Source organism: Aquimarina sp. TRL1 (assembly GCF_013365535.1).
GTDB classification, from domain to species: domain Bacteria; phylum Bacteroidota; class Bacteroidia; order Flavobacteriales; family Flavobacteriaceae; genus Aquimarina; species Aquimarina hainanensis.
On record NZ_CP053590.1, the window covers coordinates 1,190,522 to 1,214,571 of the forward strand.

Here is a 24,050-nt window from a genome sequence, read left to right on the forward strand (position 1 = left end):
AAAAAAATTCAATCCCTTTTAAACCTAGTGGAAGAAGATTTTAATTTCTTGACTAAATAGAGGCGTAATAGATGATTTAAAACGCTTTTCAGTTCAATTACGGGAAGAAACTTTTCAATACAATATGTATGAAACGCTTAAAACACCAACTCTAAAGGAGGTCATTTATTAATTATAAAATTTTAGAACATGAAACAATTAATTTTCAAACAAGTTTTAACCATTATTCTGTTCTGTCAATCTTTATCAATTTTTAGCCAACAAGGAAATGACTGGATGAGTTATTTACATCCAGAAACTAATGTTTCTAACATAACAATTCCGGGTACACATGATACTGGAGCCTATGGAAAAGCCGATTTAACAGGGGTTCAGAATATCATTCATCACTCAACTTACATTACCCAAAATTTATCGTTTTATGAGCAATTAAATAACGGAATACGTTTTTTTGACATTCGATTGAAAGAAAGCGACTCTCATATACCTGGAGATCCTATAATTGTTCATGGTATCATAAAATTTCATACTAGATTTAAAAGAGATGTACTAAGTGCTATCAAAAGGTTTTTTAATGAAAATAAAAACGAAGCACTTATTATGACTATCCAAAGCGATCAAGGAAGTGCAAGTAAACTTGCAACTGAACTCAAAAATATAATTAAAGACCCTATATATAGTAATTTGTTTTTCACGGACAATAGACTTCCTAAACTTAAAGAATTAAGAGGTAAAATATTATTAATTACAAAAAAACTTAATCATGTACCAGGTATTCATTATAAGCATGAAGATAATGTTACTTCGGTCGCAAATACACGCAAGTTTCCATACCCAAAAGGAGCAAAACCTATATATAATCCTTATATTAAAGTTAATAATTATTATGATTTGGGTATCGATTCTTGTTTATCGTGGCCCTTTACAAATTGTGATGCAAACAAAGATCGAAAATGGGGCAGAGTCAAAGAGTTAATGCAGGAAGCCAATGATAATAGAAGTAATAATCGCCTTTATTTAAATGCTGTAAATGGTTATCTTACTAATCATCTTGTTGGCATTCCTATTCCAGAACCTGATATTACCGCAGTTTCGGACTACATGAATCCTAGAGTTAAAAATTACATGAAAGCTAATAAGGGCTTTAGTAAGAGTTATGGAGTACTCATTCTAGATTGGGTTGACTCATCTCTAATTGAGGCTATTTATAAAGTCAATTTCCACGCATGGGCTCTTAATCCAGAAATTACATTTTATAAAAAATCGAACTTTGAAGGCGATGTAATTAGGGGAAATGAGATATCTGTTAGCCTGCATCCTAATCCTGTTAAATTTCACAAGTTTAACCTTGTAATTAACACATCGATTCATGAGAAGTTAGAATTAAAAATATATAACTCATTAGGTAAATTAGTTTACAAACAGAACCTTGGTTTGGTAGAAGAGGAGAATAAAATCCCAATTGAAACTTCTGATTTTAAAAGTAAATCAAAAGGTGTTTATTTTGTAGAGATTAAAAATTCAAAAGGAGTACGTCTAATCAAGAAGTTGTTCATTAAATAGATTATGTTTAATAGTTAACCTAACAATTTAAAGAAATTAAAAAGTAAAAACATTTGTTTTAACTTAGTGCAAACACGAAAGGTAATTTCTTTTCCCCAACCCTACTTGCCTTATACAGACCGTCGACAACAATAACAAATCTTTGAAAAATGACCTACTTATAAACAGATATAATGAATTATAAAGACATAAACGAATTGATGATTAAAGCTATTACCTTGTATTATTAATTTTTAACGATTTTAAAACTATGAAAAAGAGCATTTTCATTTTTGTAATGATCATTCTATGCATACTAACTTCTTGTGAAAAAGAAGATACACCGATTAAAACTAAAACTTCGTTACTATCCCCACCCCAGTTGATATTACCCATCAATAATGAAGAGCGCTTTTTTTTAGAAGGTTTAAAATTAGAATGGACTCCATCTGTTTCTGAAGAAAAAGAAGCGATTACATATCGGGTAACAATAAGATATACTTCATCAACTTATCTGGATGAAAAATTTGATGTAGGGGAAGAAACTTCATTTATTTTTTCTCAAGAATTAGCGAGAAAAATTAAAGAATTAAATGCTCCCATAGCAGGAAATCAAGTAGAAGCACGAGTTACTTGGAGTGTAGAAGCTATTGATAGTAAAGGGAATGTGAGTAAGTCTGATACTTTCTTTTTTAATGTTGTTTTTTGATATATGATGATTTTAGAAATTAGGAAAGAGAAGCCCTGCTCTTTAATATTAAAAAGTCAGATATTTTTAAAGCGAAAAACAGTGCCCTAATTAGATGAATTAGGGCTAAAACAAAAAAGCTAAACCATTTATTTAAAATGATTTAGCTTTTAAAAGTAGCGGGAACAGGACTCGAACCTGTGACCTTCGGGTTATGAGCCCGACGAGCTGCCTACTGCTCTATCCCGCGATATTGAGAGCGCAAATATACGAGCTTTTTTTAATTAAACAATTTTTAAGCCATAAAAAAACTAAAAATTATATATTTTCCTTAGCAAACCCAAGTGAATTCCTCACTGTTCTATTGAGTATACCTCTAAAGAAGTTAACTCCTGATCATCGAATCTGGGACGTAATTCTATCGGATTACAACACACTTCGCAGTCTTCTACATAAACCTGATAGGGCACCGAAGGATCCAGCAGCATTGAAATTTCTTCCCAGCAGTACGGGCATTGAAAAAAATGTTCAATCATTATTCTTTTCTAACATTAGTTTACTCAAAGATACTTATATCTAAAAAAACTCCGTACTAGGATGTATCCTATTAAGGAGTTTATTACTTGTGGAGTTCACTACAAAAAAACAGTGTCCGTCTAGGACATCGTATCAATTTCTTCCTGAACTGCTTCCCACTCTTCCATCAAAGTGATTAATTTATCCTTTTTTTCCTGATATGTTTCAAAAAAATTAGGCTTCGCAATTGCTGCATCATAATCAGCTGCCATATCAGCATCTAACTTTTTGATTTCTCTTTCTAATTTATTGATTTTGGATTCTACGTTACTTAGTTTATTATTTAACGATTTTAGTTTCTTCTGATCTTCATATGATTTTTTAGCTGTTTCTTTTGTCTTAGAAACTTCTTTTTGTCGTTTCTCTTTTTTCTCTATTTCCCGAAGATCTGCTACCTTTCGTTCCTCGAGATAAAAATCGATATCTCCCAGATATTCCTTAACCTTTTTATCTCTAAACTCATACACTCTATTGGTTAATCCCTGAAGAAAATCTCTATCATGGGATACAAGAATCAGTGTCCCTTCAAAGTTTTTTAATGCTTCTTTTAAAACGTTTTTTGATTTAATATCCAAATGGTTGGTCGGTTCATCCATGACCAATACATTAAAAGGCTGTAAAAGAAGTTTACACAACGCTAGTCTGTTTCGTTCTCCTCCAGAGAGAACTTTTACCTTTTTATCCACTTCATCTCCTCTAAACAAAAACGCTCCCAACATATCTCTAACTTTGGTTCTTGTTTTCTCATCTGCGGCATTAATCATCGTCTCGTGAATCGTCAGCTCTCCATCCAGGTATTCTGATTGATTCTGGGCAAAATATCCAATCTCTACATTATGTCCTAGTTTTAGGTCTCCTGTAAATGGTATTTCATTAATAATCATTTTAGCCAAGGTGGATTTCCCCTGCCCATTCTGCCCCACAAAGGCTATTTTAGATCCTCGTTCTACTAAAAGATCTACCTCTTTGAGTATTTCCTTCTCTCCATAGTTCTTCCCTACACTTTCTGCTTCTATTACTACTTTCCCCGGTTGTACACTAACAGGAAAGCGAACATTCATTACAGCATTTTCATCTTCATCTACCTCGATCCGGTCTATTTTATCCAGTTTTTTGATCAGAGATTGCGCCATAGTGGCTTTTGAAGCCTTGGCCCTGAACTTCTCTATTAATCGTTCTGTCTGCTCAATCTGTTTAGATTGGTTTTTCTGCGCAGCTAATTGTTGCTCCCTAATTTCCTGACGTAGCACCAGGTATTTGGAATACGGCTTATTATAGTCATAGATTCTTCCTAAAGAAATTTCTATCGTTCTGTTTGTTACATTATCCAGGAACATTTTATCGTGAGATACAATCACTACTACTCCTGCATATCCTTTTAAGAAATTTTCCAACCAAATAATCGATTCAATATCCAAATGGTTGGTCGGCTCATCTAATAATAAAATGTCATTGTTTTGCAGTAACAACTTAGCTAGCTCGATTCGCATTCTCCAACCTCCGGAAAAGGTATCTGTCAGTTTTCCAAAATCCTCTCTGGCAAATCCCAATCCTTGTAGAATTCGTTCTGTCTCTCCTTGATAATTATACCCTCCTATGATCTCATAATGTTGTGTATGATCACTCAATTCTGTAATCAACTGATTATAAGAATCACTTTCATAGTCCGTTCGTTCTGCGAGCGCCTTGTTTATTTGCTCCAGTTCTCTTTCTATCTTCTTAATTTCTTCAAAAGCTTCATAAGCCTCTTCTAAAACTGTTCTTCCCAGTACAAAATCGATATCTTGTTTTAGAAAACCAATCTTTATATCCTTATCTGTAGCAATCTGACCTGAATCAGGTTCCTGATCTTTTGATAAAATTTTAAGCATGGTAGACTTTCCCGCCCCGTTTTTTCCTACCAGTCCAACACGGTCACCAGCGGTTAATTTGAAACTTATTTCCTCGAAGAGATACTCTCCACCAAATGAAATGGATAAATTATGTATGTTTAACATCAGTTTCTAACTATTTTGTGCAAAGATGACTATTTTTGTTTTACTATAAAAGCGCGTATGAATTTCTTAAAAGGAACTAAGATTTACAGCATTTTTACAGGAGCTTGTCCTGTTTGCCAAAACGAAAGCATGTATTGCAATTCAAACCCTTACAAACTAAACACTACTTTAAAAATGGAAGAGCGGTGTAGTCATTGTAATACTAAATACAAGATAGAACCTTCATTTTTCTACGGGGCTATGTATGTTAGTTATGCTGTAGGAATTGCCTTTGCCGTCGCTGCTTTTGTCATTGCCAATCTGTTTTTTAAAATGGATCTTTTAGCTACTTTTTTTTGTATCGTAGGGACTTTGATTTTCTTTATGCCGATCATCATGAGATTGTCAAGAAATATCTGGATCAACCTCTTCTTACATTACAAAAAAGAGTAATCCTTATATACGAGTGATGAACTCCCCTGACACTAACTACGGGAAAGATACTATGTTATAAGAGAAATCTTAATTTATGGGCTGCTCAAAAACAGTTACATCTGGATTATCAAGCAAATCTATTAATGTTATATTCAGCTTCCAAAGTTTCTCCTTTTTCTATTGAATTTAATAGCTGTTTTGCCAAAAAAGGTCCCATTAACACCCCCCTTGTACCAAGACCATTTAGTAAATGAAGAACTTTATAGGTATCATGTGTTCCTACTAATGGTCTCCTGTCCCTAACTGTAGGACGTATACCACTTTCTTGTGACACAATTGTATACTCACAGCACAGCACTTCTTTCATCTTTTTTAGGATTTTATCTCTAGCTGCTTCTGTCGTTTCTTTTGACTTGTCCTGATGATCGTATGTCGCTCCAATTTTGTACAAATCGTTACCTAACGGAACTATAAAAAAAGCTGCTTTAATCGCTTCTTTCAACCTTAGTGTTTCACTTTTAATAATAACATATTCTCCTTTATTTCCTACTAGAGGCAACTGATTAAAATACGGATTTTGTACCATCCCATAGCCTTCAGAAAAAATAAGATGTCGCGCTTTTACTCCTTTGTAGACAACTCCATTATCTAGTATTTCTATATCATCATGGACAAAAGGTTCTTCTATCAATGAATTTTTAGCCTTCATATATGCCATATAAGACGACAACAGCTGTGACAATGCTACTTTATGAGTCTTATGTACTTTTCCTAAATAAAAGGGAGCTCCTATGCCTTCATTTTTGTTCTTAAGAATATTTTCTGATAGAAATTCGCGTAATACAGGTCTATCAGCAGCCTCATACCACAAGTTTTGTTCTTCTACCGAGTTAAATCTTCGCAAAACTGGTAACTCATCTACAAAGGACTGACTTAATCTTTCTTCTATTCCTTTATAAAAAGAGATGGCTCCATCCATTAGCTCTCCTCCTCTCCACGCCATTGTAAATCGTTTTAGAACCACAGGATTACAAACACCAGCAGCCACTCTTGAAGCCTTCTGAGAACTATCTTCATAAACAAGATAAGTTTTCCCTCTTCGTTCTAATTCTTCTGTTACAGACACCCCTGCAATCCCAAAACCAACTATTATATAATCTACCATTGCTCAAAAATAATAAAACGCCCGACAAAAACTGTCGGGCGTTTTATATATTATAATTTTATGGTGTGGTTTAGTAACTCCACATATCCATTTCAAAGTTTCTGATACTTTCCTTAACGCGCTCACTTTCCAGCAACTGCATTAAAGCATTATCAATCACATAATCTTTAATAGATCTATCTCCTTGAATATTATCTTCTTTATAAATAATAGAGTTAAACCTTCTAGCATTAAGAATATGATCATAATTAAATGGCATAGAAGTATTTTTCCTGTTAAAAGCTTTTGCATTATGCAATACTTCTCTTGCATCAGGGTACCATATCCAGAATAACGGAACCATATCTGGCTCATCATCATCGATAAAGTTAACATCTGGTGCTACAGGAGCCAAACCTAATAATCTGTATCTCAATTCACCTTGACGCTTATCAAAGTACCAATACCCTCTAATATGATATTCAGATATATCAGCTGAAGTAATATCTCTTTTATTGATATACTGAGGATCTACAGTCTCTCCGGCATTATACTGCTCAAAACCTAAATCCGTGGTATCTATTTTTGATAAGGTAGTTTGTAAATCACTGATCGTACGTGTCTCTGTAAAATATGAATCAGAGTATAAGTTTTTTATATTTCCATTTTTAATATTCGCCATTAACACATCATATAATGAACGTCTATTAGATCCTATTGAATTCGTGTCTATAGGATAGTATAACGGAAAGTTAATTCGCTCATCCAAATCTATAATTTCCCAGGTAGTCTTTGCCCAAAGAACATCACGCTCATCTACGTATCCATATTCTAACGGATGGTCATTATCCTGTTCAATCTGCTCAGCAGTTTTCTTTCCTATTTGATCAGGATCGGTTGCGTTCAAAATGTTCGCCTGCCCGTATGAAACTATGGATATGATTAAAGCACAAAGACTTAATATAAGATTTCTCAAATTCATAATTACTAATTTTTTTAATTAGTTAACTCTACAATTACAGGAGATATTTTCTTTAATTTATATCCTTTATTGGTAGTTAACCTCGCTTTGATGTCAATAATTTGTACAGATGACCCTCTTTTTGCTTTTCTTAAAGCAGATTTTGCTTGTGAATTCAACCTTCCACCAGAAACACTAACTGTTGGCTGACCTTCTACTTTAAATTTGAAACCACTTACTTTTAATTTGATATCGAAATCAAAATCTGGTAATATAGCTCCTACAGAGGCAATCTGTAATGCATTTTTAGACATTTTTATAGATCCGTCTTCTCCACGTACAGTTCCAACAGGTCTAGGAATATCTTTAATTCTAAATTTCTTACTATCACTTACTGAAGATCCGTTTGGTAATTTACCACTAACCTTAATACTTACCTCACGCGATTTTACAGTAGTTACATTCATCACATATTTTCCTGCTCCTCCAGCTTTTCTCAATCCTGGCGCTGTAGCATTTACAGATGGTACTCCAGGAATAGAAATCGTCATTGGGTTATTAACTCCTCTATATACCACATTCATTTTATCTGCAGAAATTACTGCTGAATTTGGTTTTGGAATCACCGCATAAGAGCTTTCAATTGGAATTGTTACAATAGAATCTCCTTCTTTAAACTGGAATTCTCCTTTGATATCTCTTTCTCCAACATTTCCTGCTGGGAAATCAAGGATTGTTTGTCCTTCCTGCATAGACTCAGGAGATAGTTCCTTACCGTTTACAACCACTTTGTGTGCCTTTAACGTTTTATCTTTCTTTCCTAAGATAATTCTTCCTTTAAATTTCTCACCGCTAAAGAAAGCCGTTTTGTCTGGTACAACAATTGCTTCGAAGTTAGATAAAGAAACCTCTGATTGTAACTGTCCTGATAACATTGCTGATAACACTTTGCTTTCTGTGTTTTTTACATCAGATTGCATTTGTGTTAGCTTTGTTAGGGTAGCTACTAAAGGATATCCTTCAAAATTATATTTTAACCAGTCTACTTTCACTTTATCTCTATTTGTAACTTCTGATGTCGAAAATTCTTTTTTAACATCATTAGCAATATCAGAGTATTTTTCTTCTAAGATTCCAGAAACTCCATCTCTATACTCTTCTATCTTACTTACAAACTCTTTTCCTGCAGGAGTTATTGTACCTCCTTTAAAAAATAATTCATCTAAAGTAACTGACTTGTCCATTGTTACGTAATCTTTTGGATCAGAAACATCTTTAGTCAGTGTAGATTTAAGGTTTTCTATATATGAAACTAACTCTCCTGACAATTTACTCGTCTGGTCAGCTTTTTCTTTTAGTGGTGTATATTTTGCTGGTTGTTCAGAAACTTTTTCAGCTAAACCTTGCATAAAAGCACTGTTTCTTTCTGTAGTTGCCTGATTAGACTCAGTCAATTTCTCGTTCATCAATCCGAATGCTGCTAACACCTCTTTTGACATGTTTAATGCCAACATAGCGATGAAAACAAGATACATCAGGTTGATCATCTTCTGTCTTGGGGATAATTTTCCTCCTGCCATATTCTTATTAGATTTTTGGTAGTTATGTTGTTATACTATTAATTACTACAAAGGTTGATGTATCGAATACTAGTTTTTAGCATTCATTGCACTCAACATACCACCATATACTCCATTAAGAGAAGATAAATTACTAGCAAGGTTCTCCATTTGGCTCTTCAGCTTACCTGCATTTTCAGCAATTGCCTGATTTGCTTCAGCTTGACGAGCAGAAGATTCTAACTGTACTTTGTATAGGTTATTTAATGACTCTAACTGAGCAGCTGCATGCGTAAGCTCTTCACTATATTTCTTTTGACCTGCGATAGAATCAACTGTTGGTGAGATGCTTTTTGCAGCTCCTTCGAAGTTGCGGATGCTTTCTCCAAGACTACTCATCAATCCTGCATCAATTCTTGCTTCTTTTAACATATCATCTAATTTCTTAGATAACATTCCTTCTGGATCTTTAGCTTCTTTAGCTTTTTTATCTCTTTTATCTCCTCCAGCTAATTCTGGATATACAAGAGACCAATCTAACTCATCATCAACAGGTTCAAATGCAGAAACCGTAAATACTAAAGCTTCTGTGATAAGACCAATAATCAGCATAAGATTACCGAATGGCCAGTGCATAATCTTAAAAAGTGCACCTAATATTACAACGGCCGCACCAAGACCGTATACCATGTTCATTAATTTTTTGCTAGATTTTGAATTTGCCATAATAAATGTGTTTTTTGTTTTTTTTAAAATAATAAAAAAAAGGTTAGTAATTTAGTTTTGATAGATAATTTTGGGACTATTGTTTATTTCTTGTGTTATTTTGGTTAGTTACGTCAGTACCCATGTAGTCCTGAACAGTTCTAAATCCAATATAACTTCTTGCCGAATCAGCGTATTCGTAATCTCTGGTACTTACCTGTAGGAAATAAGCAACATCTTTCCAGGATCCTCCACGAACCACTTTTCTTTTATTGCGATCATCATTGACATTTGGGTTCATTGATGAAACGTAATCATATCCTGCAGGATCATAAGAAGACTGTACCCATTCTGATACATTTCCTGCCATATTGTAAAGATTATAATCGTTTGGCTCAAAAGTTTTGGCCTCTACCGTATATAAAAAGCTATCTGCTGCATAATCTCCTCTCAAAGGTTTAAAGTTTGCCAAGAAACATCCTCTGTCATTAAAGGCATAAGGACCTCCCCATGGATAGGTAGCAGATTCCAACCCTCCTCTTGCAGCGTATTCCCACTCTGCTTCTGTCGGAAGCCTGAAATAGTTAACCAGCTCTTTATTCTTTTTCTTTTGGTAGCTATTTTTATAGATTGTTCTCCAAGTACAAAATGCTTTTGCCTGCTCCCATGACACTCCTACTACAGGATAATCATCATAAGCACTGTGCCAAAAGTAGTCATTGTGCATTGGTTCATTATATGAATAGTTAAAATCTTTAATCCACACGGTTGTATCAGGATAAACCTCTATGATTTCTTCCTTAACGAAATCCTTTCGTCTTCCTTTTTTGGCTCTTGCGGCAGCTTGAATATCCATCCAAGTAAATCTAAATTTAAATTTACTTACGTCTAATGTTCTTCTACCGTTATACGATTCTTCTAAAGGAATATACATGGTATCCATCACCTCGGCGTAATATTCATCTGGATAATCTTCTACATCCCAGACAATATCTACATCAAGATTTTGTTTTCTACCTTCATAACCTGTTTCGCCCATTCCACTATAGTTATCATAGACGTATTTTTCATAAACAGTCATATTGGTAGTATCTGCATCTAAAAATGCATATTCTCCAATACCTTCATCGGCAGGAGTTTTTCCTAGATCATCAGCCATAATTGCCAGATGCTGTCTGATAGTGGAGTCACGAACCCACTCTACAAACTGTCTGTATTCGCTGTTAGTTACTTCTGTTTCATCCATGTAAAAGGAACGCACGGTCACTGTCTTTGTTGGAGCATTAGACAGCGCTGCTTTGTCATCATCAGACTTACCCATAATGAACGATCCTCCGGGGATGAGCGTCATTCCATATGGTTTTTCTGGATGCCAGTTTTTCCCTTTTACTCCGACTAGTTCTCCACGGTTCCCTTTTCCGCAACTATAGAGCATTGCCAAGATAGCAAAGAGTGATACAACTTTTTTCATAACGTGTTTTAGGTTAAGATCTTCAAGATTTAAGGTCGTAAACCTATTTATTTATTTTCAGAAATGCAATTTTTTTCTAAAAAAAACCTTAAATCAGCTTTATTTAAAAGAATTAAACTTCGTTTTTTTGTTTTGCCTTATACCACCTTTCTGGTATTTCCTGATTACAAGCTTTCTCATAATCGTCATAGGTACATGGTAATAACGTATGTCTTTGCAATTTATTATTCCCAGAGGAAATAAATGGAATTTCGATCCACCATCTCCCTGTTTTATTGCTCTTATAAAAGGACAAAATATCATCTCCGATCGGCACATTATAATGAAGTGAATTTCCACTTTTTTTAACGTCCAAATCATTAGATCTATAATTAACCCCTTCTATAAAATACCAAAAAATCTGAGCGACCAAAGCAGCAGCCATTTTTTCATTCTCAAAATTTTTGAATTCATAAATACCAAAACTTTTTACTTTATCACTGATTCCTGCATATCTAGATATCGCACAAATCTCTCTTCCGTCAAATCCATTAGGAGAAGCCTTAAACCCTCCTAAGAACGAAGAGCTGATCGCCCCCATATCCATCACTACAATATCAGCATCTCTCATGATAGGCTCCACTACTGTAATATCATTAATTACTTCTCCTAATCTATATGCATCAAAGTACAATCGCTCTATCAGATCTATTTCTTCCTGCGAGTTAAAATATGTCTGATACCCTATATTACTATAGTTAAATAAATTGTAAGGTTCGTTAACTATGATTTTCCCCACATAAGATGTATTCGTCATTTCTTTAGAGGTGTCCCCTATATCAAAACTACTATCCACATTAACCAAATTCACCATTCGTTCCAAGATGTCATAGGCTCGATATTGCGCATATACCAGATCCTGTCCCCCACCAATAATCAACGGGATTATATTTTTCTGTAATAGTGTAGCAACTACCTCTTTTATCAGATAATGTGTATCACTAATACTATTCCCCTGAGGAATATCCCCTAAATCTACCATGGAAGTAAACCAGTTTCCAGGATAGAGCCCATAAAATGATTTTCGGATTTCTGCAAAGTCCAACTGCCTGTCTTCTTCTTCAAACACTCCTCTACCCTCTGCTATTCCCAGAATAGCAACACTTACCTTTTCTAAGGACGGGACTCCTTCTTCAACCGAATGAATTGCAACTTGTTTTCCTATGGCTTGATCTGGTAATTGCTCTACATAAGCCAATACCTCATCTTGTACAGGTGTAAGAAATTCAAATGACATTATATCTTATTTCTTTTTAGCAGTCGTTTTTTTCGTTGTTTTCTTCTTAGTAGTCTTTTTCTTTTTCGGAGCATTTTTCTCGATAAGCGCCTGAACTTTCTCCAGCGTAAGCTTTGATGCATCTACTGTTTTTGGCAGCTCTATCTTTACTTTTCCTTGAATGATATTGCTACGACCCCACCTTGCTTTCTCTACACGAATCCCTTCTTCTTTCCAATCGTGAATCACCTTATCAATCTCCTTCTGCTTCTTCTCCTCTATCAATGTTATAATATCCTGCTCTGATAAATTATCAAAATCGTATTTTTTATTCACATTGATAAACATTCCATTCCATTTTATAAAAGGTCCAAATCGCCCTGTTCCTTTCTGAACCGGTAGTTCTTCATACACATAAATAGGGGCATCTGCTTTTTCTTTGGCCTGGATTAACTCTATCGCTCGTTCTAAACTTGTACTAAGCGGATCCTCTCCTTTCTCTAGAGATACAAACTTCGCCCCAAACTTTACATAAGGACCAAAACGTCCGTTATTAACCAATACGGTTTCTCCTTTATACACTCCCAACTCTTTAGGCAACTGAAATAAATCCATTGCTTCTTCAAAAGTTATACTTGACAATGTTTGCCCGGGTGCCAAACTAGCAAATCGCGGTTTATCTTCATCCTCTACCGAACCGATCTGAACCATTGCTCCAAACCTTCCTAAACGTACACTTACCTGCTTTCCTGACTCTGGATCTACTCCCAGTATCCGCTCTCCTACTTCTCTTTCTGCGTTTTCTGCCACATCTTTTACCTGTGGATGAAAATCACTATAGAATTCCTTCATCACCTCTGTCCAGTCTTCATTCCCTTCTGCTATATCATCGAAATCTTGCTCTACCTTTGCCGTAAAATTATAATCCAACACAGAAGAAAAGTGATTTACCAAAAAGTCATTAACTACCATTCCTACATCTGTAGGAATCAACTTCCCTTTATCACTACCTACTTTCTCCACAAGGCTCTTCTCCGTCACTTTCCCTTCTTTCAGCAACATCTTTACATATCCCCGCTCTTCTCCTTCTTTAGCTCCTTTCTCTACATAATTCCTATTCTGAATTGTAGAAATTGTTGGCGCATAGGTAGACGGTCTACCAATCCCTAATTCTTCTAGTTTCTTAACGAGTGCTGCTTCTGTATACCTGCTCTGAGGTCTTGTGAATCGTTCTGTAGCTGAAATAAACTTATTAAACAACTCCTCATTTACCTTCATTGCCGGAAGGATTCCATCTTGTTCTTCTTCTTCCTCATCATTTCCTTCCAGGTACACTTTCAAAAACCCTTCAAACTTAATCACCTCTCCATTTGCAGAAAACTGTTGTGCATGAGTATCTGCCCCAATTTTAACCTGTGTCCTTTCTAATTGAGCATCACTCATCTGAGAAGCAATTGCTCGTTTCCAGATCAACTCATATAATCGTTGTTGATCATAATCTACATTTACCGTATGCTTAGCAAAATCCGTAGGTCTAATTGCTTCGTGAGCCTCTTGTGCTCCTTTCGCTTTACTTTTATATTGTCTAGGATTACTATAATCCGCTCCATAAGCTGAAACAATCTCTCCTTTTGCCGCCTTCTGCGCATCTTCTGACAGATTCACACTGTCTGTTCTCATATATGTAATCAGTCCTGACTCATATAGCCGTTGCGCCAGTGTCATTGTTTTACTTACTGAGAAATACAACTTCCTAGAGGCTTCCTGCTGCAATGTAGAAGTAGTAAACGGCGGTGCCGGAGATTTTTTTGCCGGTTTAGTCGTTAAATCTGCTACCTTAAAAATTGCAGCTATATTTTTATTTAAAAAAGCTTCTGCTTCCTGTTTTGTTTTAAAATTTTTGGGAAGTTTTGCTTTAAATGATTTTCCTTTTTCATTAGAAAACTCAGCATCTATCCGATAGGAAGCTTCTGGTTTAAAATCAAGAATTTCTCTTTCCCTCTCGACAATTAATCGTACCGACACAGATTGAACTCTTCCTGCTGATAATCCTCCTTTTACTTTCCTCCATAACACAGGCGACAATTCATATCCTACTAATCGATCCAGAACACGTCTGGCCTGCTGTGCATTCACCAAGTTATAATTAATCGATCTTGGATTCTCGATTGCCTTTAGAATTGCGTTTTTTGTTATCTCATGAAAAACGATACGTTTTGTTTTCTCTTTTTCTAACCCCAGCTCTTCTGCCAAGTGCCATGCAATAGCTTCTCCTTCCCGGTCCTCATCACTCGCTAACCAAACCATTTCTGCTTTTTTAGAAAGATCTTTTAGCTTTTTTACGACTTCTTTCTTATCACTGGAAACTATATATTTTGGTTTAAAATCTTTATCTACATCTACCCCTAACTCCTTTGCCGGCAAATCAGCAATATGTCCAAAACTGGAAGCTACTGTAAAATCTTTCCCAAGAAATTTTTCTATTGTTTTCGCTTTCGCTGGTGACTCTACTATCACTAAGTTCTTTGCCATAATCCATTTTTTTCTAGGAGCAAAAGTATATCAATTTTTTCATATCCTGAATTATGTTTTCAAAAAACACATAATTCCTGCTCCTTTTTTATTTATTCAATAAACAACAAACTATCTTCCTCTAAATCATCCGGTTTATCAAAGCCTACACCTTCTTTATATACATAGTAAATAGGCACATATACAAAAGAAGCTGTAAAAAACACTCCAACAAAACACATTAGCATTCCCACAAATTGTGACAACATAGAAGAAATCAACACTAACCCAAATATTATCAACCAATATTTATTCCCTAATTTAAAACTCGCTTTTATCAAATCAGAAACAGTCAGCTCCGGATTAAAAGCATATACTACCCGAGTCAAATGAAGAGGAACCAGTACGTAGAATAAAGGTAAATAACACAGCATAACTGACAGCAATACAATCCCAAACATTGACAACCCCAACCGTATTGTCTTTCCTATATATCTTTTTTTCAAAAACATAAAATAATCGGAAGTTTCCGGCTCTTGATGATCGACCTGTTTACAAACCTTGAAAAAATGAGCAGAAATCCCCATTTGAACACCTGTCAACACCACCACAATACACATAGCAAATATCACGAACAATATCATTATACCAACTCCCACACCTTCTAACGCTTCAAAATCCGACGTTCCATAGTCTGAATCCAAAGAAGCACCTATCCCTGCCATTAATATCATCGGAATATACAGCAGTAACAATAAAGCAAAGCCTATGACCCCCTGTAATAACAAATGAACAAAACCCTGTATCCAGACTTTCTTAAACAATTCGATACTCTTGGTAAAAATATCTCCGAAATCAATGGTTCTTTTCCCGTCTATACGGGTCAACAACTGATTTATATCCATAAAAAATAACTGATTTTTTGACTAAAAACAGCCAAAGATAGAACATTTACAAAAAATTAATTATGCCACTTTGTCACAAAATAGTATTAAAAAGTATCTTTGCATATTATTTGACCGGAATGGACTAAGGAAACAGATATGGAGAAGACTATTGATGAAAGCATACAAGGACAAGCATTGGTTCTTGATCAAAAAAAAGAAAATAAGAGAAAGCTCTTTATAGAGAGCTATGGCTGCCAGATGAATTTTAGCGATAGTGAGATTGTTGCTTCTATCTTGGAAAAAGAAGGATTTAACACAACTCAAAACCTGGAAGATGCTGATCTGGTACTAGTAAATACTTGCTCTATTAGAGAAAAGGCAGAACAAACCGTCCGAAAACGATTGGAAAAATACAATGCCGTAAAAAAGAACAACCCAAAGATGAAAGTTGGCGTTTTGGGATGTATGGCAGAACGCCTGAAAAGTAAATTTCTCGAAGAAGAAAAAATCGTGGATCTAGTTGTAGGTCCTGATGCTTATAAAGATCTCCCAAATCTAATCGAAGAAGTCGAAGCCGGAAGAAACGCAGTCAATGTCATTTTATCCAAGGAAGAAACCTATGGAGACATTTCTCCTGTCCGCCTACAGGACAATGGTGTTTCTGCTTTCGTATCTATCACCAGAGGATGTGATAATATGTGTACTTTTTGTGTTGTTCCTTTTACCAGAGGACGAGAGCGTAGTAGAGACCCTCAAAGTATTATGAAGGAGATAGATGATCTGGTCTCTAAAAATTATAAGGAAGTCACTTTATTGGGACAGAATGTAGATAGCTACCTTTGGTATGGAGGCGGTCTGAAACGAGATTTCAAACATGCCAGTGAATTCCAAAAAGCTACTGCCACCAACTTCGCCAAGCTACTTGATATGGTCGCTATCAAATACCCAAAATTACGTCTTCGTTTTACAACATCCAATCCTCAGGATATGACTATGGAGGTTATAGATATAATGGCTAAACACAGAAATATCTGCAAATATATTCACTTACCCATTCAAAGTGGAAGTGACCGAATCCTAAAAGCAATGAATCGTCTTCACACCAGACAGGAATATTTCGATCTTATTGATAATATCAAAAGTCGTATTCCGGATTGCGCTATTTCGCAAGATATCATTACCGGATTCCCTACTGAAACAGAAGAAGATCACAAAGACACGCTCTCATTAATGGAGTACGTACAATACGACTACGGTTTTATGTTCGCATACTCAGAACGTCCCGGAACACTTGCTGCCAAAAAAATGGAAGACGATATTCCTCTAGATGTAAAAAAGAGAAGATTAGCTGAGATTATTGAATTACAAAGAAAGCACAGCGAATTCAGACACAACTCTTTTATAGGACAAACAGTAGAAGTTCTTATCGAAAAGTCTTCGAAAAAATCTTCTGAACACTGGAGCGGCAGAACAACCCAAAATACAGTAGTTGTATTCCCTAAAGACCAATATAAAATAGGGGATTTTGCTATGGTAAAAATAGATGGATGTACCAGTGCCACCTTATTAGGAAACGCTGTAGGATATTCTGATAACAACTAAAAATAATTAAGACAAGAAGAACACTATGGAATCTGTTCAAGCTACGAAACAACGCTTTGGCATCATCGGTAATGACCCGAAACTCAATCGCGCTATAGAAAAAGCTATCCAGGTAGCCCCTACAGATATCTCTGTATTGGTAACTGGAGAAAGTGGAGTAGGAAAGGAAAGTGTTCCTAAAATTATTCATTCTCTTTCTCACAGAAAACACGGAAAATATATTGCCGTTAACTGTGGAGCTATTCCCGAAGGAACAATTGACAGTGAATTATTTGGTCATGAAAAAGGAGCGTTTACCGGAGCTACTCAAACCAGAGCGGGATATTTCGAAGTAGCCGACGGAGGTACAATTTTTCTTGATGAAGTCGGGGAACTCCCGTTAACAACTCAGGTCAGACTTCTCAGGGTGCTGGAAAACGGAGAGTTCATTAAAGTTGGATCCTCCAAAGTTCAAAAAACCAATGTTCGTATTGTTGCTGCTACAAATGTGAATATGTTTGAAGCCATTAAAAAAGGAAAATTCAGAGAAGACCTGTATTATCGGCTTAGTACGGTAGAAATTCTACTCCCCCCTCTACGAGAAAGAAAAGGAGACATCCATCTCCTCTTTAGAAAATTTGCTGCCGATTTTGCTATTAAATACAAAATGCCAACTATACGCCTAAATGACGAAGCAGTTATATTACTGGAAAAGTATCACTGGAGTGGAAATATCCGACAATTACGCAACATTGCAGAGCAAATCTCAGTCCTTGAACAAAACAGAGCTATTAACGCTCCTACCTTAAATGGGTATCTGCCGAATATTGGAAGTACATTACCCGCAGTAGTTTCTTCCACTAAAAGCGAAAGCGATTTTAGCAACGAAAGAGAAATTCTCTACAAAGTATTATTCGATATGAAAAGCGATTTAAATGATCTGAAAAAGCTGACTATGGAATTAATGCAAAGTGGCAATTCTCAACAAGTACAAAAAGAAAATGAAGGGTTAATTCAAAAAATATACGGAAATAACGAGGAACCGGTTCATTTTCAAGAACCTACACCCCCTACCCCTGAAGTTTTGGAAATCTCTTCTCACACGCCAATTACTACCAAAGAAGAAGACAAATATCACTTTGCAGAGGAAATTGAGGAAGAAGAAGCACTATCTCTTCAAGATATAGAATTAGAGCTCATTAAAAAATCCCTGGAAAGACACAAGGGAAAACGAAAAGCCGCTGCAGAAGAATTAGGAATTAGCGAACGTACTTTATATCGAAAAATAAAACAATACAATCTATAATAAAAACAATTACAGCACGTACTGTATATTGAAGCAAATACATGAAAAAACTATTTTATCTCATACTCGGAGTTATTGGCATCTTTTTACTACAGGGATGTGGGGCTTATTCTTTTAGTGGAATATCAATCAGCCCTGAGACCAAAACTTTTCAAGTTAATTTTTTTCAAAATCAATCTGCCCGAGTAATTCCCGGAGCAGATCAGACGTTCACCAATCAATTACAAGATCTCATTCTAAATCAGACGAATCTTAACCTGGTAAGCGCCGATGGAGATATTGTATATGAAGGGGAAATTGTAGAGGATCGTGTTTCACCTAACACTGCAACTTCTGCTATTACAGCTGCACAAAACAGGCTTACTATATCGGTTAATGTCCGGTTTTATGACACAAATGATCCAAAACAAGACCTGGAACAACGCTTCTCTTTTTTCTTTGACTACCCGGCTTCTTCCTCAGAAGATTCTGTACGAGATGAAGCAATACAGATCATATACGAACGTATCACGCAAGACGTATTCAATGCTACTTTAGCAAAATGGTAATAACAAACAGACTTGAACAATAAAGAACTTACATATCTCTTTAAACACCCTACTGAGCTAAGCAGGCTTCAGACCGATGAACTAGAAAAAATCATCGCTGAATTCCCTTACTTTCAGTCGGTACGCTCTTTATGGCTCAAAGGATTAAAAGACCAAGGAAGTTTTCGATACAATCAGGCACTAAAAACAACAGCAGCTTACACCACAGACAGAAGTGTCTTATTTGACTTTATCACTTCTCCTGTTTTTCTAAAGAACACCTCTTCTACTGAGGCTCACAACGATGATATTGAGGTCAACGAACCAGAAGAAGTCTCCAGCTTAGAAAAAATTTCGATAGATGATGCTGTCACGATGAAGATAGAAGAAGCTGAACATGTACTCAACCCTTTACTATTCACTGACAAATCTTCTGAAAACACAGGTACGGAAAACAAAGAAGAAAAAACAGAAGAGTCCTTCTCTGCACAGGAACTTACATCACAAATCTCCGAATCAGAAGCCGAACACCCGATATCAGAAAGTGAGCAAGAAAAGAATACAGATATACAGCAATCTGCTGATCACACCAATGAGGAAACCTTAACACAAACACCTCTGGAATTTGACAAGAAAGAAACGCACTCTTTCGCAGAATGGCTCAAGCTTACAGCCATTACCCCAATAAACAGAACTTCTAAAGAGATTACTTCTTCCAAACAAAAATCAGAAGAAAAAGAAGAAATATCTGAAACAAATACTACTCTAGACGAAGAAAAAACAAGTAGCACTTCCGAAACCGAGTCGATCAAAAAATCCAAATTTGAGCTGATTGACAAATTTATAGAAAGTGCCCCAAAAATAAAACCTGCAAATAAGAATGCCCCTGCCAGAAATTTAGCGAAGGATAACCCTATCGCTCCTGATGAATTAATGACAGAAACTCTGGCCAGAGTATACCTGGCTCAAAAGAATTACAAAAAGGCAATTCAGGCATACAAAATATTAATTTTGAAAAATCCCGAAAAAAGTGGTTTCTTTGCAGACCAAATTAGATCGATTAAGAATTTACAAGACAATAAATAACAATATAATGACAACTTTTTCAATTTTTTTAATCCTGATCGTTATCGTATCATTTTTGCTAGTTGTTGTAATCATGGTACAAAATCCTAAAGGAGGAGGGTTATCTTCATCTTTTGGAGGCGGTGGTACACAGCAATTAGGTGGTGTAAAAAAAACAACTGATTTCTTAGATAAAAGTACATGGGCACTTGCAACACTGTTGTTAGTCCTAATCTTATTATCTAACATAGACTTAATGAATGGATCTTCTGTTCCTGAGTCTAAAGTAGATACAGAAAATGTACAACTAGAAACACCTCAGACACCTTCTACAGAAGAAAACAATGCTGAATAGTGAATAGACAGTACAACAAATTTTGATATAAAAAATGCCGACTTGTCATATAAGTCGGCATTTTTATTTCAATTTGTCAGTATCTCTATAGTGGCATAATTTCTGAAATAACAAAGATCAAAATGTTTCAAATTAAATAATATTAAAAACAATCATAATGGGAGTAAACATTAAACCTCTTTCAGACCGTGTTGTAATAGAGCCTCTTCCGGCAGAAACGAAGACAGCATCGGGATTATTTATCCCTGATTCCGCACAAGAAAAACAACAAAAAGGTAAGGTAGCTGCCGTAGGTAGTGGTAAAAAAGACCATGACATGACTGTTAAAGTTGGTGACACCGTACTTTATGGTAAGTATTCCGGTACTGAATTAAAATTAGACGGAAAAGACTATTTAATTATGCGTGAGGATGATATCCTAGCAATCGTTTAACAATAAACCAAACAAAAAAATACACAAATCATATTCAAAATAATATGACAGAACAGATGGGTTGCATCTGTTTCATATAACTTGACAATACTGATTTACAAAAAAAGAAGATATCATGGCAAAAGATATAAAATTTGACATAGAAGCACGTGACGGTATTAAACGTGGTGTTGACGCATTAGCCAATGCAGTAAAAGTAACATTAGGACCTAAAGGACGTAATGTAATTATCAGTAAATCATTCGGAGGACCAACTGTAACTAAAGATGGAGTTTCTGTAGCTAAAGAAATCGAATTAGAAGATGCTTTAGAAAATATGGGAGCTCAAATGGTAAAGGAAGTAGCCTCTAAGACAAATGATCTTGCCGGAGATGGTACTACTACAGCAACAGTACTTGCACAAGCTATCGTAAAAGAAGGATTAAAAAATGTTGCTGCCGGAGCAAATCCTATGGATTTAAAAAGAGGAATTGATAAAGCTGTAGAAGCGATTACTGCCGATTTAGTAAAACAATCCAAAGAAGTAGGTAGTTCTTCTGAGAAAATCAAACAAGTTGCCTCTATCTCTGCCAATAACGATGAAGTAATCGGAGACCTTATTGCACAAGCATTTAGCAAAGTTGGAAAAGAAGGAGTAATCACTGTAGAAGAAGCAAAAGGTACAGATACTTATGTAGATGTAGTAGAAGGAATGCAATTCGACAGAGGATACCTTTCTCCATATTTTGTGACAGATAGTGAAAAAATGACAGCTGATCTGGAAACACCATATATCCTTTTATACGACAAGAAGATTTCTTCTATGAAAGATCTTCTTCCTATTCTAGAACCTGTTGCTCAAACAGGAAAACCTCTTTTAATTATTGCAGAAGATGTAGACGGAGAAGCATTAGCAACACTTGTGGTAAACAAACTACGTGGAGCATTAAAAATTGCTGCTGTTAAGGCTCCTGGTTTTGGAGACAGACGTAAAGCAATGCTTGAAGATATCGCTATCTTAACCGGAGGAACTGTAATCTCCGAAGAGCGTGGATTCACTTTGGAAAATGCTACCATTGAACACCTTGGTACTGCTGAAAAAGTAGCTATAGACAAAGACAATACAACTGTGGTAAATGGTTCTGGTGATGAAGAATTAATTAAAAACAGAGTAAACCAAATCAAAGCTCAGATAGAAACAACAACTTCTGACTACGATAAGGAAAAACTACAGGAGCGTCTAGCTAAATTAGCAGGTGGTGTAGCTGTATTATACGTTGGTGCTGCTTCTGAAGTAGAAATGAAAGAAAAGAAAGACCGTGTAGATGATGCATTGCATGCTACAAGAGCTGCTGTAGAAGAAGGTATCGTTGCCGGAGGTGGAGTTGCCTTAGTACGTGCTAAAACAACTTTAGGTAGCATTACAACTGAAAATGCTGATGAAGCTACAGGAATTCAAATTGTAAACCGTGCAGTTGAGTCTCCATTGAGAACGATTGTAGAAAATGCAGGAGGAGAAGGATCTGTAGTAATTTCAAAAGTAATCGAAGGTAAAGATGATTACGGATACGATGCTAAATCAGAAGCATATGTAAATATGTTGGATGCTGGTATTATCGATCCTAAAAAAGTAACGAGAGTTGCCCTGGAAAATGCTGCTTCAGTATCAGGAATGATCCTGACTACAGAATGTGCATTAATTGACATAAAAGAAGACGCTCCTGCTGCAGGTGGCGGAATGCCTCCAATGGGAGGAGGAATGCCTGGAATGATGTAAATCTAATCCGGTTTTTCCTAACAAGAAATAACATAAAAAACCATCCTGAATTATCAGGATGGTTTTTTTATTATTTTATTAGCGCCTGATGATGTCTTTCAATAAGAAAGACCTGTTTTTATTATCGATACTTGTATTCAATTGAGTACACTTCATTTGGCTCTCCTTCTTCTTTAATTGTTATCACTGCAGCGGTAGGATAATCATCCGCATCATACACATATGCTATTGTTAATTCTGCGACTACAGCTCCGTCTTCATCTTTATAGACCATAGATGAAATATTATTAACCGGAAACAATGTCCGAGCTTTTACAATCTCCGGGCTTTGCGGTTTCATACTGAAATTCAGCATTACCTTATCCATAATTTCTATAAGGCCCGCTGCTTCAAATGTATAAAAAAACGGATTTGGAGTAGCATCATATGTTATGGTAGCGGTTAGCTCTTCTTTATAATGAACATACTCTCCATTCTCATAATCATACCCCTCATCTATAACCTTAATTACAACAGGGTTTCCACTATCATCATAATCAAGCACTTCTCCTATCTCAAAAGCATCATATGGCGACTTATACAATTCATCGATACTAAATGGTTCTTCTTCTCCACTAACAGTACTTAGTTGATTATTTTCAAAAGTCAACACGGCTGTTTCTTCTCCGTTGGTAGCACTCGTCACTCTATTATTACCATCATAGGTAATTGACAATTCATAATCTTCTTCTCCAGGAGCCATTGCGTCATACGATACTGATTCTATTAATTTTTTCGCTACATCTCCATTTGCATTATCAAACTGGTCTGTTACTGAATCCTTATTACAGGATATAAAAAAAACGCTTAGTGCAAAAGCACCTACTAAAAGTAATTTTTGTTTCATTAGTTATTGATATTTATAGTTATTGCTTATTTCTTAATCGATTTGAAAAATCTATGATTCATAAAGACTTCTTCCTGATAAAAAGAAAATCAGAAAACACCTCAATCAGGCAATCCGTTTTTACAAACTATGGTAATATAAAGACACCTTATTCTGTGAATAAGGTGTCTTTATAGGTAGGTTCAATCTATTATTATCCCACTTATGGGCTCTTGATTAATGATATTATAGATAGTTCGTTCTGATAGAAAAAGTCGTTCAGAAAGTTCCGAAACAACAATTTTCATCTGTCTATCCTGGTTTTCTGAAATATATTTATGCACAAACATTCTACGCTTTTCCAGCAATCCATAACTTCGTTTCATGAGGGACCTGATTTAACTGATTATTGTTTTCTCTAAATGTTTCCTTGATTACAACTATTAGTTTGT

The 24,050-nt window shown here is 35.6% G+C and carries 22 protein-coding genes and 1 tRNA gene; 10 read left to right on the top strand and 13 right to left on the bottom strand.

Annotation, left to right across the window (positions count from 1 at the left end; translation table 11 throughout):
- Nucleotides 1–189: 189 nt before the first annotated feature.
- Nucleotides 190–1,563, top strand: coding sequence for a phosphatidylinositol-specific phospholipase C domain-containing protein (locus HN014_RS04620; protein ID WP_176027720.1), 1,374 nt, complete (start codon nucleotides 190–192; stop codon nucleotides 1,561–1,563).
- A gap of 250 nt (nucleotides 1,564–1,813) precedes the next feature.
- Nucleotides 1,814–2,251 (top strand): hypothetical protein, encoded by a 438-nt coding sequence (locus HN014_RS04625; RefSeq protein ID WP_176027721.1) that lies wholly within the window; start codon nucleotides 1,814–1,816, stop codon nucleotides 2,249–2,251.
- Between the two features lie 156 nt (nucleotides 2,252–2,407).
- On the opposite strand, the gene HN014_RS04630 is transcribed toward HN014_RS04625, so the two are convergent.
- The 3 genes from HN014_RS04630 to HN014_RS04640 all read right to left on the bottom strand — a co-directional run bounded on the left by HN014_RS04630 (nucleotide 2,408) and on the right by HN014_RS04640 (nucleotide 4,803).
- Nucleotides 2,408–2,480 (bottom strand) — tRNA-Met (locus tag HN014_RS04630).
- 103 nt (nucleotides 2,481–2,583) lie between these two features.
- On the bottom strand, nucleotides 2,584–2,766 hold the full coding sequence (locus HN014_RS04635; protein WP_176027722.1) for a CPXCG motif-containing cysteine-rich protein: 183 nt from the start codon (nucleotides 2,764–2,766) through the stop codon (nucleotides 2,584–2,586).
- Between the two features lie 120 nt (nucleotides 2,767–2,886).
- On the bottom strand, nucleotides 2,887–4,803 hold the full coding sequence (locus tag HN014_RS04640) for an ATP-binding cassette domain-containing protein (protein ID WP_176027723.1): 1,917 nt from the start codon (nucleotides 4,801–4,803) through the stop codon (nucleotides 2,887–2,889).
- A gap of 57 nt (nucleotides 4,804–4,860) precedes the next feature.
- On the opposite strand from HN014_RS04640, the gene HN014_RS04645 reads away from it, so the two are divergent.
- Nucleotides 4,861–5,235, top strand: coding sequence for a DUF983 domain-containing protein (locus HN014_RS04645; protein WP_176027724.1), 375 nt, complete (start codon nucleotides 4,861–4,863; stop codon nucleotides 5,233–5,235).
- A gap of 109 nt (nucleotides 5,236–5,344) precedes the next feature.
- Here HN014_RS04645 and HN014_RS04650 read toward each other — a convergent pair whose 3' ends face one another.
- The 8 genes from HN014_RS04650 to HN014_RS04685 all read right to left on the bottom strand — a co-directional run bounded on the left by HN014_RS04650 (nucleotide 5,345) and on the right by HN014_RS04685 (nucleotide 15,728).
- Nucleotides 5,345–6,382, bottom strand: a complete 1,038-nt coding sequence (locus tag HN014_RS04650) for an FAD-binding oxidoreductase (protein WP_176027725.1) — start codon at nucleotides 6,380–6,382, stop codon at nucleotides 5,345–5,347.
- 70 nt (nucleotides 6,383–6,452) lie between these two features.
- Nucleotides 6,453–7,343 carry a gliding motility protein GldN gene (gldN, locus tag HN014_RS04655; RefSeq protein WP_176027726.1) on the bottom strand — a complete coding sequence of 297 codons (891 nt, stop codon included), beginning with the start codon at nucleotides 7,341–7,343 and terminating at the stop codon, nucleotides 6,453–6,455.
- Nucleotides 7,344–7,357: 14 nt separating this feature from the next.
- Nucleotides 7,358–8,902, bottom strand: coding sequence for a gliding motility protein GldM (gene gldM, locus HN014_RS04660; protein WP_176027727.1), 1,545 nt, complete (start codon nucleotides 8,900–8,902; stop codon nucleotides 7,358–7,360).
- Between the two features lie 69 nt (nucleotides 8,903–8,971).
- Entirely contained in the window at nucleotides 8,972–9,607 is a 636-nt protein-coding gene (gene gldL / locus HN014_RS04665; RefSeq protein ID WP_176027728.1) for a gliding motility protein GldL, read from the bottom strand.
- Between the two features lie 76 nt (nucleotides 9,608–9,683).
- Nucleotides 9,684–11,057, bottom strand: coding sequence for a gliding motility lipoprotein GldK (gene gldK, locus HN014_RS04670; RefSeq protein ID WP_176027729.1), 1,374 nt, complete (start codon nucleotides 11,055–11,057; stop codon nucleotides 9,684–9,686).
- A 112-nt stretch (nucleotides 11,058–11,169) separates the two neighbouring features.
- Nucleotides 11,170–12,333: a formimidoylglutamase gene (locus HN014_RS04675; RefSeq protein WP_176027730.1), complete on the bottom strand. Its 1,164-nt coding sequence runs from the start codon at nucleotides 12,331–12,333 to the stop codon at nucleotides 11,170–11,172.
- A 6-nt stretch (nucleotides 12,334–12,339) separates the two neighbouring features.
- Nucleotides 12,340–14,844 carry a type I DNA topoisomerase gene (gene topA / locus HN014_RS04680; RefSeq protein WP_176027731.1) on the bottom strand — a complete coding sequence of 835 codons (2,505 nt, stop codon included), beginning with the start codon at nucleotides 14,842–14,844 and terminating at the stop codon, nucleotides 12,340–12,342.
- A gap of 92 nt (nucleotides 14,845–14,936) precedes the next feature.
- A complete protein-coding gene (locus HN014_RS04685) occupies nucleotides 14,937–15,728 on the bottom strand; it encodes a hypothetical protein (RefSeq protein ID WP_176027732.1) in 792 nt (263 codons plus the stop codon).
- Nucleotides 15,729–15,866: 138 nt separating this feature from the next.
- Here HN014_RS04685 and miaB point away from each other — a divergent pair, with 138 nt between their 5' ends.
- The 7 genes from miaB (at nucleotide 15,867) to groL (ending at nucleotide 22,733) form a co-directional block, all read left to right on the top strand.
- Nucleotides 15,867–17,312: a tRNA (N6-isopentenyl adenosine(37)-C2)-methylthiotransferase MiaB gene (gene miaB / locus HN014_RS04690; protein ID WP_176027733.1), complete on the top strand. Its 1,446-nt coding sequence runs from the start codon at nucleotides 15,867–15,869 to the stop codon at nucleotides 17,310–17,312.
- Nucleotides 17,313–17,337: 25 nt separating this feature from the next.
- A complete protein-coding gene (locus HN014_RS04695) occupies nucleotides 17,338–18,597 on the top strand; it encodes a sigma-54-dependent Fis family transcriptional regulator (protein ID WP_176027734.1) in 1,260 nt (419 codons plus the stop codon).
- A gap of 41 nt (nucleotides 18,598–18,638) precedes the next feature.
- Entirely contained in the window at nucleotides 18,639–19,145 is a 507-nt protein-coding gene (locus HN014_RS04700) for an LptE family protein (RefSeq protein WP_176027735.1), read from the top strand.
- 12 nt (nucleotides 19,146–19,157) lie between these two features.
- Entirely contained in the window at nucleotides 19,158–20,210 is a 1,053-nt protein-coding gene (locus HN014_RS04705) for a hypothetical protein (protein WP_176027736.1), read from the top strand.
- 7 nt (nucleotides 20,211–20,217) lie between these two features.
- Nucleotides 20,218–20,544 carry a preprotein translocase subunit SecG gene (gene secG / locus HN014_RS04710; protein ID WP_176027737.1) on the top strand — a complete coding sequence of 109 codons (327 nt, stop codon included), beginning with the start codon at nucleotides 20,218–20,220 and terminating at the stop codon, nucleotides 20,542–20,544.
- 157 nt (nucleotides 20,545–20,701) lie between these two features.
- Nucleotides 20,702–20,977, top strand: coding sequence for a co-chaperone GroES (gene groES / locus HN014_RS04715; protein WP_176027738.1), 276 nt, complete (start codon nucleotides 20,702–20,704; stop codon nucleotides 20,975–20,977).
- 115 nt (nucleotides 20,978–21,092) lie between these two features.
- On the top strand, nucleotides 21,093–22,733 hold the full coding sequence (gene groL, locus HN014_RS04720) for a chaperonin GroEL (RefSeq protein WP_176027739.1): 1,641 nt from the start codon (nucleotides 21,093–21,095) through the stop codon (nucleotides 22,731–22,733).
- Nucleotides 22,734–22,854: 121 nt separating this feature from the next.
- Here the strand turns inward: groL and HN014_RS04725 are convergent, their stop codons facing one another.
- Entirely contained in the window at nucleotides 22,855–23,619 is a 765-nt protein-coding gene (locus tag HN014_RS04725; protein ID WP_176027740.1) for a hypothetical protein, read from the bottom strand.
- Nucleotides 23,620–23,801: 182 nt separating this feature from the next.
- On the bottom strand, nucleotides 23,802–23,984 hold the full coding sequence (locus tag HN014_RS04730; protein WP_176027741.1) for a hypothetical protein: 183 nt from the start codon (nucleotides 23,982–23,984) through the stop codon (nucleotides 23,802–23,804).
- Nucleotides 23,985–24,050 lie beyond the last annotated feature (66 nt).